The organism is Streptomyces sp. NPDC059455 (assembly GCF_042750115.1).
Taxonomy (GTDB): domain Bacteria; phylum Actinomycetota; class Actinomycetes; order Streptomycetales; family Streptomycetaceae; genus Streptomyces; species Streptomyces endocoffeicus.
In genome coordinates this window covers 23,408-36,793 of record NZ_JBHYVB010000115.1, presented here as the reverse complement: position 1 = coordinate 36,793, position 13,386 = coordinate 23,408, and the positions used below count along the sequence as shown (strand labels likewise).

10 protein-coding genes and 1 pseudogene are annotated in these 13,386 nt (G+C 70.9%); 5 read left to right on the top strand and 6 right to left on the bottom strand.

The genetic code is table 11. From position 1 onward, the window contains the following. Positions 1-258: 258 nt before the first annotated feature. Positions 259-1,152, bottom strand: a complete 894-nt coding sequence (locus ACFXB5_RS32940; RefSeq protein WP_385214778.1) for a LysR substrate-binding domain-containing protein — start codon at positions 1,150-1,152, stop codon at positions 259-261. Positions 1,153-1,326: 174 nt separating this feature from the next. Between ACFXB5_RS32940 and ACFXB5_RS32935 the strand changes: the two genes are divergently transcribed. Both ACFXB5_RS32935 and ACFXB5_RS32930 read left to right on the top strand, forming a co-directional pair. Continuing rightward, the gene (locus ACFXB5_RS32935; protein WP_385214775.1) at positions 1,327-1,827 is read left to right on the top strand and encodes a hypothetical protein; all 501 of its coding nucleotides are present in this window, start codon (positions 1,327-1,329) and stop codon (positions 1,825-1,827) included. Then, positions 1,824-3,335 (top strand): FAD-dependent oxidoreductase, encoded by a 1,512-nt coding sequence (locus ACFXB5_RS32930; RefSeq protein ID WP_385214772.1) that lies wholly within the window; start codon positions 1,824-1,826, stop codon positions 3,333-3,335. The genes ACFXB5_RS32935 and ACFXB5_RS32930 overlap by 4 nt, the downstream gene beginning before the upstream one ends. A 44-nt stretch (positions 3,336-3,379) precedes the next feature. On the opposite strand, the gene ACFXB5_RS32925 is transcribed toward ACFXB5_RS32930, so the two are convergent. After that, on the bottom strand, positions 3,380-3,835 hold the full coding sequence (locus ACFXB5_RS32925; RefSeq protein WP_385214790.1) for a DUF6010 family protein: 456 nt from the start codon (positions 3,833-3,835) through the stop codon (positions 3,380-3,382). A 244-nt stretch (positions 3,836-4,079) separates the two neighbouring features. Further along, positions 4,080-6,479: a beta-L-arabinofuranosidase domain-containing protein gene (locus ACFXB5_RS32920; RefSeq protein WP_385214770.1), complete on the bottom strand. Its 2,400-nt coding sequence runs from the start codon at positions 6,477-6,479 to the stop codon at positions 4,080-4,082. A 138-nt stretch (positions 6,480-6,617) separates the two neighbouring features. Between ACFXB5_RS32920 and ACFXB5_RS32915 the strand changes: the two genes are divergently transcribed. Both ACFXB5_RS32915 and ACFXB5_RS32910 read left to right on the top strand, forming a co-directional pair. Continuing rightward, positions 6,618-7,355 carry a class I SAM-dependent methyltransferase gene (locus ACFXB5_RS32915; RefSeq protein WP_385214766.1) on the top strand — a complete coding sequence of 246 codons (738 nt, stop codon included), beginning with the start codon at positions 6,618-6,620 and terminating at the stop codon, positions 7,353-7,355. A 240-nt stretch (positions 7,356-7,595) separates the two neighbouring features. Beyond that, the gene (locus tag ACFXB5_RS32910) at positions 7,596-8,450 is read left to right on the top strand and encodes a hypothetical protein (protein ID WP_385214763.1); all 855 of its coding nucleotides are present in this window, start codon (positions 7,596-7,598) and stop codon (positions 8,448-8,450) included. 40 nt (positions 8,451-8,490) lie between these two features. Here ACFXB5_RS32910 and ACFXB5_RS32905 read toward each other — a convergent pair whose 3' ends face one another. Both ACFXB5_RS32905 and ACFXB5_RS32900 read right to left on the bottom strand, forming a co-directional pair. Further along, complete coding sequence (locus ACFXB5_RS32905; protein WP_385214760.1) at positions 8,491-8,886, bottom strand: hypothetical protein; 396 nt, start codon at positions 8,884-8,886, stop codon at positions 8,491-8,493. Between the two features lie 105 nt (positions 8,887-8,991). Continuing rightward, positions 8,992-10,599, bottom strand: coding sequence for a glycoside hydrolase 43 family protein (locus ACFXB5_RS32900; protein WP_385214787.1), 1,608 nt, complete (start codon positions 10,597-10,599; stop codon positions 8,992-8,994). Between the two features lie 392 nt (positions 10,600-10,991). Between ACFXB5_RS32900 and ACFXB5_RS32895 the strand changes: the two are divergent. Beyond that, positions 10,992-12,053: pseudogene (locus tag ACFXB5_RS32895) on the top strand (polysaccharide lyase family 1 protein); the annotation flags it as partial. 19 nt (positions 12,054-12,072) lie between these two features. Here ACFXB5_RS32895 and ACFXB5_RS32890 read toward each other — a convergent pair. Continuing rightward, complete coding sequence (locus ACFXB5_RS32890; protein WP_385214784.1) at positions 12,073-13,275, bottom strand: FAD-dependent monooxygenase; 1,203 nt, start codon at positions 13,273-13,275, stop codon at positions 12,073-12,075. Positions 13,276-13,386 lie beyond the last annotated feature (111 nt).

The window sequence follows — 13,386 nt, the reverse complement described above, 5'->3', positions numbered from 1 at the left end:
GCCCCGGGGCCCGCGGAGGGGGCGTTCTTGGCGGTCGTCAGGGTGGCGCGGTATTCCCCGCCGAGGGGGAGCGCCGCGGCGCCGATCCTCGCGCGGCGCTGGTCGGGGTCCATGGCGGGAGCGCGGCGCCGGGGTGGGGTGGAGGGGTTCTCTGCCTTCTCTGTCATGCGGGATACCGTACGGAGTGAGTACTCACTCCGTCAATGCACGGCGTGCGGCTACAAGGGGAGTGGCGGCGAGACCTTCTGACGTTGTCCGTCAGCGCGCGGCGAGCAGGGCCCGGCGCAGGGCGCGGCCCGCTTCGGACGGGGGATGGTTGCGCGAGGCGGCCAGGCCGAGACCGTGGAACGGGGGCGGATCGGCGAGATCGACCTGGGTGAGGCCGGGCTGCGAGGCGATGGTCTCCTCGGCCACGAAGGCGAGCCCGAGACGCCGCCGGACCATGGTCAGCGCGGTGGTGGTGTCCACGACCTCCAGCGCCACGGTGCGCTGGACCCCCGCGGTGCCGAAGAGGCTGTCGACGATGGTGCGGTCGCCCCATCCCGTGGGGAAGTCGATGAAGCGGCGGTCGGCGAGGTCGGCGTAGGTCACACCGTGGGCCTCGGCGAGAGGGTCGTCGGCGCGGCAGGCCAGCCCGAGGCGTATCCGCGACACATCGTCGATGATCAGATCCGGGCCGAGGACGGCGGGGCCGTGCGGGGGCACGGGCAGCAGCATGAGGTCGAACCTGCCCTCGCGCAGGGCGGTGGCGTGTCCGGCCAGCGGACCGGTCGAGTGGCGCAGCCGCACCACGACATCCGGATGCTCGGCCTGAAACGCGCCCAGCGCGCCGATCAGATCGAACGAGCCGGTGGACAGGACCATCCCGAGCGTGACCGTGCCGCTGAGCCCCCCGGTGAGACGGCCCATGTCATCGCGCGCCCGCTGTGCCTCCGCGAGCAGGATCCGGGCCCGGGCCAGCAGCGTGCGCCCCGCGGTGGTCAGCTCCAGGGTGCGGTGCGAGCGGTCGAAGAGCGCGGTCTGGAACTCCTGCTCGAGCCGGGCCACGGCGGCGGAGGCCGCCGACTGGACGACGTGTTCCCGCTGGGCGCCGCGGGTGAAGCTGCGCTCCTCTGCCACCGCGACGAAGTACGCCAGCTGTCGGAGCTCCACTGTCATCTCCATTCGCGATGCCACACAGCACACATCATCGTTGGACACGATACCTATGGGCCCGCCACCGTGGAGGGGAAGCGGAACGCCCCGGCCGGACGGCCCGGTTCGGCGCCGCATCCCACCAACTCGCCCTCGCGTCAGGGCACTTCACCACGGAAGGCATCCATCGTCATGAGCGTCTCAGCCATCCAGATCGGGCTCCACCCCGATGCCATCGACTACGAGGCGCCGGAGTTCGCCGCCTTCGCCGGTCTGAGCCGGGAGACGTTGCGCGCCGCCAACGACGACAACCTCGCACTGCTGCGCGACGCCGGATACGAGGCGGACGGATGTCAGATCGACTTCGGGGAGACCGCCCTCGACACCATCCGCGCCATGCTCGGCCGCAAGCGCTACGACGCGGTCCTCATCGGCGCCGGGGTACGGCTCACCGCGGGCAACACACTGCTCTTCGAATCCATCGTCAACCTCGTCCACACCGCGCTGCCCCACGCGCGGTTCATCTTCAACCACTCCGCCGCGGCCACCCCCGACGACATCCGCCGCCACTACCCCGACCCGGCCGCCACCGTTCCCCTCGACCTCCCCCGCGACCTCGAGGAGGCCGCGATGAAGAACCCCGGCAATGCCGCCCGCCCCGAAGCCGCCCACGGCCCGCGGGAGACACGGTGACCGCCTTGGCCCGGCCCCACGAGGAGGCGGACCCGGCCCTCCACCTCACGGATGTGCTCGTCGTCGGCGGCGGGCCGACCGGAATGACCCTGGCCGGGGATCTGGCCCGGGCCGGCCGCGCGGTCACCGTGCTGGAACGCCGACCGGCGATCCATCCGTCCAGCCGTGCCTTCGTCACCATGCCCCGCACCCTGGAAGTCCTCGACAGCCGCGGTCTGGCCGACGACCTCCTGGCCGACGCGAACACCACCGAAGCCGTCCACCTGTTCGCGGGCGCCACGCTCGACCTGACCCATCTGCCCTCCCGCCACCGATACGGGATGATCACCCCGCAGACCAACGTGGACCAGGCGCTCGAACGCTACGCCCGCGACCAGGGCGCCCAGGTGCTGCGCGGCACCGAGGTCACCGGCCTCGCACAGGACGCCGACGCGGTCACCGTCACCGCCCGCCCCAACGGCGATGGACCCGCGTCCACGTGGCGAGCCCGGTATGTCGTGGGGGCGGACGGGGCGCACAGCACCGTCCGCGACCTCCTCGGCGCCGACTTCCCCGGCAAGACGGTCCTGACCTCCGTGGTGCTGGCCGATGTCCGCCTCGCCGACGGCCCCGCCGGAAACGGGCTCACCCTGGGCAACACCGCCGAGGTCTTCGGCTTCCTCGTGCCGTACGGGAAGGCGCGCCCCGGCTGGTACCGGTCGATGACATGGGACCGCCGCCACCAACTGCCCGACAAGGCTCCCGTGGCGGAGGCGGAGGTCACCCGGGTACTGGCCGAGGCCATGGGACGCGACGTCGGAGTGGGCGAGATCGGCTGGCACTCCCGGTTCCACTGCGATGAACGCCAGGTCCGCTCCTACCGGCACGGCCGGGTCTTCCTCGCCGGGGACGCCGCCCACGTACATTCCCCGATGGGCGGCCAGGGCATGAACACCGGCATCCAGGACGCCGCCAACCTCGCCTGGAAACTCGACCTCGCCCTCGGCGGCGCCGACCCGGCCATCCTGGACACCTACCACCGGGAGCGCCACCCCGTCGGCCGCCGCGTCCTGCTCCAGAGCGGTGCCATGATGCGTGCCGTCACCCTCGGGCCGCGCCCGGCGCGGTGGCTGCGCGACCATCTGGCCCCGGCCCTGCTGGGCGTCGGCCGGGTGCGCGACACCATCGCCGGAAGCTTCACCGGAGTCACCCTGCGCTATCCGCGCGGACGGCGCCGGCACGCGCTGGTGGGCACCCGCGCCACCGAAGTCCCCCTCGCCGAGGGCCGGTTGACCGGACTGCAGCGGGCCGGCGGCTTCCTGCTGATCCGCGAGAGGGGCGCGTCGCGCATCGACACCACGGTGGCCCAGGCCGAGCGCACCGACTCCGGCCCCGCCCTGCTGGTCCGCCCCGACGGCTATATCGCCTGGGCGGGACGCGGTGTCCGTACCGACGGCTCCGACGGCTGGCACACCACATGGCGGGCCTGGACCGACCCGGCCGCCGATGCGGTACGCGCCGGGGGCTGAACAGCAGGTGATGGCGCCGGGCGGGCGGCCCGGCGCCGATGTCCTCACCCCTTTCCCGCCGCCTGCCCGGCGGACAGGGAGTCGGGCAGGGCAGTGGCGGTCGGTTCCTCGGGCCGTCCCTTGCGGAAGAACCGGAGCAGCGACGGGCCGCCCCGGAAACACCACAGCGCGATGACCGGATCGCAGATCGCACAGCCCAGCGACGAGCCATGGGCGAAGGGGACGATGGGGTTGCCCTTGATGTGGTGCACGATGTCCCACGCGGTGTGCAGCAGCCAGCCGATGCCGATGAAGGTCCACGACTCCAGGCCACGGTAGGCCACATAGGTGGCGACCGCGGTGAAGGCGAACTCCCAGCCGTCCAGGCCGCCGCCGCTGAGATAGGCGGCACCCGCTCCGCCGACCATGATCGCGTTGAAGCGCCGGCGGTGGGGTTCGCGGATCAGGGACATCAGGAGGGCGTAGAGAACACCGATGAAGACCGGAGCGATGTATTGGATCACGGGAAAGAACTTCCTGCGGGTGACGGAACGTTGGCCGCCCGGCGCGGCGAACCGCACCGACCGTGCCACCTCCACGGACGGTGCGGTGGCGCGACCGGGAACCGGCGCGGCGACGGTTCACCACGCTAGAACCGCCCCCGGTCGCCCCACAGGGCCATTCCCGACACGTTCCAACGGATCATCGCCGGGGCCGGATCATCGCCGGGGCCACGGCCTCCGCCCGGCCACGCTCAGGGCCCGATCACAGCAGCCGCCACAGATGGTCATCGGTGCCGTTGTCGTCGTACTGCACCACCTGGGCGCTGTTGGCGGTGGACATGCCGTCGACCCCCAGCACCTTCTGGCTGTTCTTGTTGCGGACGCGGAACCAGCCGTCGCCGCTGTCCACCTTCCGCCAGAGGTGATCGGCCGTGCCGTTGTCCTCGTACTGGACGACGATGGCGCTATTGGCGGTGGACATCCGGTCCACGCCCAGCACCTTGCCGCTGTGGCCGTTGCGGATCAGGAACCAGCCGTCGCCCCGGTCGATCCACTGCCAGGCGTGGTCGCCCGTCGGTGTGTTGTCGAACTGCACCACACGGGCGCTGTTGGCCGTGGACATCCCGTCGACCGCGAGCACCTTGCCGCTGTGCTTGTTGAGCAGGCGCCGGAAGGGCGGCTCCGGGGTCCATGCCCGGCCGTCCGGCGAGGCCGTCGGAAAGCAGGTGACGCGCAGCCGGGCGGCGCCCATGGGGATGAGGGTGACCGTCTCCGCCGGTGCGTCGGTACGGGCCGGGCTCTGCTGCAGCGGGGTGACCACCTGCTCGTCGTCCGAGAGCCACTCGGGGATACGGCGCGCCTGGGCGGTCATGCGGACCGGGGTGCCCTCGTGGGTGAAGGGGTTGGCGGCGAGCGGACCGTCGTCGCGGGTGAGGACGGGGAGGGCTCCGGGGGCGAGGCCGTAGTTCCACGGCGTGGTGGCGTGCACTTCGTACTCGGGGAAGGTGTCCGTGCCCGCGTAGCGCACGAAGTCCTCGCCGATGCGCAGGGAGTACGTCAGCGGGCCGTGGTCGACGCTGACCGCGCCGTGCTGCGCCGACCAGGTCCGCAGGGTGGTGTGCTGCGGCAGGTGGATCGTCACCACATCGCCGTCCGTCCAGCTCCGGTCGACCTTGACGAAGGCCGGACCGCCGCGCGGGGCCACCGCCCGGCCGTTGACCTCGATCCGGGGGTTCTCGCACCAGCCGGGGACCCGCAGATGGAGCGGGAAGGCCACCTTCTCGGGGGTGGACAGCGTGAGTGTGATGGTCTCGTCGAACGGATAGTCGGTGTCTTCGGTGACGGTGACCGTCGTACCGCCCGCCACCTTCGCGGTCACCTGGCAGGCGGCGTAGAGGGAGGCGGCGAGCCCCTTGTCGGGCGTGGCCAGCCACAGCTCCTCGCTGAAGTACGGCCAGCCCATACCGTAGTTGTGCGGGCAGCAGCGGTACTGGTCGACGCCCGGCTGGTACGACTGCATCGCGAAGCCGTTCTGGAACTGCCCCTGGGACTTCACCGCGTTGTTCAGATCGATGCTGTTCGCGCTGGTGATGTAGTGGGTGCCGGTGCCCTGGGGGTCGAGCGCGGCGGGCAGCATGTTGAACGCCAGGTCCTCGCAGCGGTCCGCCCACACCGGGTCGCCGGTGATCCGGGTCAGCAGCTCATGGCTGGCCATGAACTCGACGATGCCGCAGGTCTCGAAGCCCTGCCGGGGGTCGGTGAACCCCGGGCGGTAGTTCTCGTCCCCGACGATGCCACCGCCCGGGAACTGGCCGTACGCGCCGAGCACCGACGTATAGACGCGGTAGGTCGCCTGTCTGAGCTCGGCGGAGCCGGTCAGCTGGGCGTACTGGGCGGGCTCGCGGAAGCCTTGGGCGATATTGACGTTGTGCGGGGTGGGGATGTTGTCGACCCAATCGGCGCCGTACGTGTGCATCTTCTGGACGAGGTCGAGGAGGAATGCCTCGCCGGTGCGGCGGTGGAGCCACATCGCGGTGTCGATTCCATCGCCCCAGCGGTAGGAGACCCAGCTGGCGTCGAAGGCGCCCGGGCCCTGCGCGTTCATGAACCGCAGGAAGCGGGTGAGGAAGGGGACGACGCGCTGGTCGCCGGTGAACTCCTCATGGGTGCGCAGGGCCATGAGGAGGGGGAGGAACGGCCAGAAGTCGGGGCCGCCGTTCAGCTTTGTCCGCAGGGCGCGCGGCCCGAAGAAGCCGTCGCTCTGCTGGGTGGCGAGGATGGCGTCGATCCACTTACGGGAGTTCGCGAGCGCCGCCCGGTCACGGGTGGCCACGGCCAGCGGGACATAGCCACGCAGCCAGTAGGGCACCTCCTCCCAGCCGTCCCGGTCCGGGTGGGTCCACCCGGTGGCGTTGACGTCGAGGAAGTGCGAGCGCTCCTCGTACCGGCCGCAGAGGCCGTGGAGTTGGAGGCGCAGCTGCTCGGCCAGCCAGCCGCGCGGGGTGATGCTCCCGGACGGGAGCCGGTCGAAGGCGTCGGGCAGCGGGGCCCTTGGTCGCTTGGCCGGGGCTGCCACGGCGTCCGTGGCCAGGTGTCCGGCGAGCGCGGGGGCGCCGAGGGTGAGGGCGCCGGTGCGGAGGAAGCGACGTCGATCGAGGGGCATCGTGCGGCTCCTGTCGGTGGGGTGCCGAGGAAGACGGGTGGTGCCTGACATCGTTGTCGCGCATCACAGCACGCCACCGGCGCGCTGTCCATAAGTTCGACAGGCCGCCCTGCCCCGGTGGGCCCTATGCTGAGCGCGATGTCCGCACCTCAGGGCCAGGGCCCTACCTTCCGTGATCTCGTCGTCCAGGCGCTGTCCTCCGTCGAGCGCGGCTACGATCTGCTGTCCCCGAAGTTCGACCACACCGCGTACCGGACGTCGGCCTCGGTGCTGGACTCCGTGACCGGCGCCCTGCGCCCGCTCGGGCCGTTCGACAGCGGCCTCGACGTGTGCTGCGGAACCGGCGCGGGCATGAGCGTGCTGCGCCAGGTGTGCCGGGCGCGGATCACCGGCGTCGACTTCAGCGCGGGCATGCTGGCCGTGGGCCGGGACCGTACGCGGACGGTGCCGGACGCCCCGCGCACGGACTGGGTACGCGCCGACGCGCGCGCCCTCCCGTTCGGGCCGGTCTTCGACCTGGCGGTGAGTTTCGGGGCGTTCGGCCACTTCCTGCCGCGCGAACGGCCCGGGCTCTTCGCCCAGGTTCACTCCGTGCTCCGCCCGGGCGGCCGGTTCGCCTTCCCGATCGTGGCACCGGCCCGCCCGGGGTCCCGGCCCTACTGGTCGCTCCTGGCGTTCGACACCGCGATGCGGGTGCGGAACGCGGTGTGGCGGCCGCGGTTTGTGATGTACTACCGGACCTTCCGGCTCGGGGATGTGTGGCAGGAGCTGATCGGGGCCGGGTTCGAGATCGAGCTGCGTCCGCTGGAGGACCTCGGCCGCCGGGCGGACGGCAGCCCGCGCTGCCGGCTGGTGGTGGCCACCCGGCCGGTGTGAGCGGGCCGCACGCCACGGAGCCGTAGCCCGGCATGACGTTCAGGCCGTGCGGGAGCCGTTGCCCGGCGCGACGATCAGGCCGAGCAGGACCGCCGGCCGCCGGTCGCGTCGTTCGTGGCCGCCGCGCTCACCGCTCAGGCCCGTTCCGGTACTCCCCGAGGGCCGCACACGACGGCAACCGAAGCGGCCGTGGCGGCGACCTGAGGCTGACAACCTGTCAGCTACTCAAGGGAGTTCACCGTGCGCTCATTCCTCGCGCGCCTGGCCACCGCACTGGCCGCCTTGGCCGCGCTGGTCGCCGCGCCCGGTGTCGCGACGGCCGCCTCGTCGCGGGTCGCCGACGACTGGAACCCGCCCGCGAACCTCGTACAGCCGCTGGGCGAGGTGTGGAACCACGTCGAGTCGACCTATCCGGACCTCTACGGCTTCCGCAACTACGGCTGGGACCAGGTCATGGCCAACAGGGGAAGCGTCAACTACTGCGTCCGCTGGGAGTCCGACGCCCCGGTCAGCGCCGCGCTGCGCGACCAGGTCCACGCCGCGCTGAAGAAGCAGTTCGCGAAGTGGATGGCAGCCATGGTGGAGAACGGCAAGGGGCACAACGCCTGGCCGTACACCAACGTCCCGGTCAATATCGTCGGCTGGGCGGTGAAGAACCGCTCGACACTCCAGTGGACCGACAACTCGGTCGACATCTACGCCGGGAACCTCGACAGCGGCGGTGCCCCGCAGTGTTCCCCCGACTGCGGCCGCTTCTTCCACCAGGACGGCAACTACTCGCGCTGCCCCGGCGGTGCGGCCCGCCACTACGACCAGTCGCTGTGGCTGACCAAGGCCTTCCAGGGCGGGGCCGGCGGGGACTGGGGCCAGCGCGTGGGACAGGAGTACTTCACCGGTGCGCTGAACCAGGAGAACATCCACATCTACCTGCATGAAGTCGGCCACACCTTCGGCCTCGACGACTTCTACGACTGGACCCCGACCGGCCAGTGCTGCTTCCTGATGAATGCGGGAAGCGCCACGCAGATCACGGAGTTCGACAAGTGGATGCTCCGTGACTTCTGGCGCCACCTGAAGCACCGCTACGGCCTCTGAGCCCTTCCCCCGCCCTGGCGGGCAGGGGAAGTCGGCCCGCTCAGAAATCGCATTCGCCACGCCAGGTGAGGCTGGTGATGGTGGCGTGGTCACCGATGATCAACTTGTAGTCGCCGGGGCCGGGGTTGAAGTGGAGGCACCTGTCGTACAACCGACCGTTGAAGACCCAGGTGGCCTGGATGTGATCGTGGCCCGGCTGACGGGTGCCGTTGTTGAAGATGGTGCTGCCGACGATGCCGGTCTGGTGGGAGCCCCGCCAGTCGCCGGTGGTCTTGATCACGGCCGGACCGTCGGTGCCCACGTTGCTGTCGAACACGCAGACGTTCCCTGAGGGGCAGTTGGGCGGACTGGGCTCGGCCGACGCGGTGGGCGCACTGGCGAGTACGGCGACGAGAGCCGTGGACATGGCTGCCGTGGCGGCGATGCGGTGGTGCATGGTGTTCCTCCCGGCTTCCGTGGGGCGCCCTTCTGGGCGCCCCTTCCGGCAGACAGGGCACCACAATCCACGGGGACTGGTCCCGAAGCGCCCGTCAACGGCCATCTACGAGGAAATCGGACTCACCCGGAACCAGTCGAACTCCGCCGCACCGCCCGTGCTGCCGGTCGCCACGCCGCCCGTGCCGTCGGACGCCACATCGCCCGTGCTGCCGGTCGTCACGCCATCCGTGCCGTCGGTCGCCGGACCGGTGGCGAAGAGCCCCAGCGTCGCCCCGATCCACTTCCCCGCCGTCGCCGGGAACGGCCCCCCGAGCGGGGTGAATCCCCGCCCGTCCACATCGGCCGCGAACTGGCACACCGCCCCCGGCCGCACACTCACCCGCAGCCGTACGACCGAACGCCCCCTCCCCAACGGCACCGGCGTGACGGCGTCCGCCTCGACGGCGTCCTGGGCCGCCGTGCGGCATACGAGGACGATCCGGTCACCGTCGTGGCGCAGACCCACCCAGGCGTAGGTCTCGCCCAGGACCACCAGCCCGGCCCGGGACCCCGCCGTCGCGGTGGACAGTTTCATCGAGGTCGTCGCGGTGAACGACTCGGCGGGCAGCCGCTGGCCCAGCACATTGGGCAGCAGCCGGAGGTCGTGGGCGACCGGGCTCGGCCGGCAGACCAGCGCGAGCCGCCTCGGGAAGCGGCGCAGCGACCACCACGTCGGATCGGCGTTCGCCTGCCACATCCACTGCTTCCCCAGTTTCGCCCCGGTGAAGTCGTCGCTGGTGGCCGGTGCGGTCACCTCCGTCCGCCCGTTGACCCGCGGTTTGGTGTGCACCAGCACCGGCGCGCCCCGGCCGCCGCCGTCGTCGTCGCCCATCACCGGCCAGCCATCCGTACGCCACCGCATCGGCTGGAGGTGCACCACCCGTCCGTAGGCCTCGCGGTCCTGGAAGTGCAGGAACCAGTCCTCGCCGCTCTCGGTGGTCACCCATGCGCCCTGGTGCGGCCCGTTGACGGGGGTGTCGCCCTGGGCGAGCACGATGCGGTCCTCGTACGGGCCCCAGAGGGAGCGGGAGCGGAACGCCGACTGCCAGCCGTTGGTGACGCCTCCGGCCGGAGCGAAGATCCAGTACCAGCCGTCCCGCTTGTAGAGCTTCGGGCCCTCGAGTGTGGTGTAGCCGGGGAGGTCATCGCCGTTGATCACGATCCGGCCCTCGCCGAGCAGGGCGGTTCCGTCCGGGCTCATGCGGTGCAGGGTGAGCCGGTTGTTGATGCCGCTGCGGCTCTTCGCCCACGCGTGGACCAGATACGCCTGCCCGTCGTCGTCCCACAGTGGACACGGATCGATCAGTCCCTTGCCCGGTTTGACCGGGTGCGGTGTGCTCCAGGGCCCTCGCGGGTCGGTGGCGGTCACCATGAAGATCCCGAAGTCGGGATCGGGGTAGAAGATCCAGAACTTGCCGTCGTGGTGGCGCAGGGCCGGGGCCCACACCCCTTCGCCGTGCCTGGGTTCACTGAAGTGGCCCTTGGGCAGCAACTCGGTCAGGGCATGTCCGATGACGGTCCAGTTGACCAGGTCGACCGACCGCAGCACGGGCAGTCCGGGGACGCGGTTGAAGGTGGAGGCCACCAGATAGAAGTACGGGCCCACGCGGATCGCGTCGGGGTCGGACCAGTCGGCGTTGAGCACCGGGTTCTGATAGCGCCCGTCGCCCAGATCGGCCACCCATGGCAGGTCCGCTCGGGTCGACTCCGGCTCGCCGCGTGTCACCGTGCCATCTGCCCCAAGTGGCCCGTCGGGCCGTGGTGTCGCCGAAGCCGGGGTGGCGCCGCCGATGGCGCCGAGCACCGTCGATCCGGCGACCGCGCCGAGGCCGGTCCGTAACACCTGCCTGCGACCGTGTTCGCTCACTGTTCCCTCCGGGGCGACTCATGGGTGTGATGCGTCCGTCGGTAAGCGCTTGCTGCCGGAGTCTGTCAGCGCGTCGTGAGGTGGGCAAGACGGGGTGGGAATCCGCCACAGGACGATTCGCCCGCCCCGGCAACCTCCTGGTGCGCGGTGGCGACAGGCGCACGGCAGGAGTCGTCGAGCAGTGGGAGTGAGGGGCCATGGAAGCCGAACGTCGAGGGGTGGGGCGCGGCAGGCGCCGTGTGCTCGGGGTGGCCGTCGGAGCACTGGCCTTGGCCGGTGCGGTCGCCCTGCCGGGGCAGGGGGCGTTCGCCGAGGGTGGACGGGGACCGGCCGCCGCGTCCTGGAAGGCCGATGTCGCCGACGGTTTCGCGTCGGTCAACGCGCTGGGGCAGAACGGTACGTACGGGGGCCGGGACGGCCGTACGGTCACCGTGCGCACGCTGGCCGATCTCGAGAAGTACGCGACCGCGCCCGAGCCGTACGTCATCGTCGTGGCCGCGGCGATCACCATGGACCCCAAGGGCAAGGAGGTCAAGGTCGCCTCGGACAAGACGATCGTGGGCTCGGGCACGTCGGGTCAGATCGTGGGCGGTGGCTTCTTCCTGGGTCAGGGTGTGCATAACGTCATCCTCAGGAATCTGACGATCCGTGACTCCTACGAGGGCACGTGGAACGACAAGGAGCACGACTGGGACGCCATCCAGATGGACGGCGCCCACCATGTGTGGATCGATCACAACGATCTGCGGCATATGGCCGACGGGCTGATCGACAGCCGTAAGGACACCACCTATCTCACGGTGTCCTGGAACCGGCTGCAGCGGAACAACAAGAGCTTCGGGACCGGCTGGACGGAGAACACCACGGCCGACATCACGATCCACCACAACTGGTTCCGCGAGAGCGAGCAGCGCAACCCGTCCGCCGACAACATCGCCCACGCACATCTGTACAACAACTACCTGCAGGACGACCCCGGCACGGACATCAACTCCTCCTACGGCAACTACGCCCGGGGGAACACCAGGATGGTGCTGGAGAACAGCTACTTCCAGGGCTTCAAGAACCCCGTCATCAAGGACGGCACCGCTACCCTGGTCCAGCGCGGCAACGTCTTCGTCAACACCTCCGGCCGCAACGAGAGCGGCGGCACCGCGTTCGACCCGAAGGCGTACTACTCCTACTCCCTCGACCCCGCCGACCGGGTGCCGTCCATCGTGAGCTCCGGCTCGGGCCCCACCTCGGCCATCGGCGCCACCGGCTGACGCGGTGCCGTCCTCATGGGGCGTCGGAGCCGTCGTAGCCGGGGAGGGCCAGCGCCGAATGGGCGTCCCGGCCGGCGCTGCTGAGCACGGGGGACGGCTCGCGCAGCGCCGTGTTGCGCCGGGCCAGGTCCTCGGCGGTGCGAGGGGAGACGCCGGCGCTTCCTTCGCCGGCGAGGGCCTGGTTCCTCTCGGCGAACGACCGCAGGGTGCGCTCGTACCCCGCGAAGGCGTCGTCGTGGTGGGCTTGTGCGGCCAGTTCACCGGCGAGGACATACGCGCCGACCAGCGCCAGACTCGAGCCCTGGCCGGAGAAGAACGACGGCGCGTAGGCGGCGTCGCCGACCAGCGCGACCCGGCCCGTGGACCACCGTGGCATATGGATCTGGCTGACCACGTCGAAGAAGAGGTCGTCGCTTTCGCGCATGGCGGCGACCATGCGCGGGACCTCCCATCCGTATCCGGAGAACACCTCGGCCACGAGGCCGCGCTGGGCGGCGGGGTCGCGGAAGGCGCCGAAGGGCGGCTCGGGGCGCAGGAAGCTGAGGAAGGCGTGGACCCGGTCGTCGTCGCGGGGCGCGTAGAGGACGGCGGTCCGGCCCGGGACGTTCCAGGTGAGCCCCTCGTGCGCGAGCCCCAGGTGATTGGGCATGGTGAATCCGGCGAAGCAGTGGTCGAGGTAGCGGTGGTAGCCCTCCTCGGGGCCGAAGGCCAGGCTCCTGGTGTGCGAGTGGATGCCATCGGCGCCGATGACCAGGTCGAAGGTGCGCCGGGTGCCGCCGCGGAAGGTCACGTCCACCCCGCCGTCGTGGTCGTGGAGGGTGGCGATGGAGTCGTTGAAGAGGATCTCGACGTCGTCGTGGATCGCGCCGTAGAGGATCTCGGCCAGTTCTCCGCGCGGGATTTCGAGGTCATGGCCTTCCTCGCCGCCGGAGATGGCCTCCGGCCGGATGGCGGCGATCGGATCGCCCCGCTCGTCGAGGAAGGAGATCCGGCGGATGCCGACGTGGGCGTCCCGGAGCCGGGGGAGCACCCCCATCCGCCGGACGACCTCGACCGCGGTGCCGCGGATGTCGATGGGGTAGCCGCCACCGCGCAGTGCGGCCGCCTTCTCGACGAGGGTGACCGCGAAGCCGTACCGGCGGAGCCAGTAGGCCAGCGCGGGACCGGCGATGCTGGCGCCGGAGACCAGGACCGTACGCCGCGGCGTGATGTTCATGGCGCCCATGGGCGCTCCTCTCCGGCCCTCCTGCGGGGAGGGCCCGGTCACATACCTAACTCAGGTATCCTTTTTCATGGCGTGAAAAGCCCCGGAGATGCGGGGTCGATG

Coding starts and splice junctions, on each gene's coding strand:
- ACFXB5_RS32935 (WP_385214775.1), top strand. CDS start 1,327: ATGAGCGTCTCAGCCATCCAGATCGGGCTCCACCCCGATGCCATCGAC.
- ACFXB5_RS32920 (WP_385214770.1), bottom strand. CDS start 6,479: ATGCCCCTCGATCGACGTCGCTTCCTCCGCACCGGCGCCCTCACCCTC.
- ACFXB5_RS32915 (WP_385214766.1), top strand. CDS start 6,618: ATGTCCGCACCTCAGGGCCAGGGCCCTACCTTCCGTGATCTCGTCGTC.
- ACFXB5_RS32905 (WP_385214760.1), bottom strand. CDS start 8,886: ATGCACCACCGCATCGCCGCCACGGCAGCCATGTCCACGGCTCTCGTC.
- ACFXB5_RS32890 (WP_385214784.1), bottom strand. CDS start 13,275: ATGAACATCACGCCGCGGCGTACGGTCCTGGTCTCCGGCGCCAGCATC.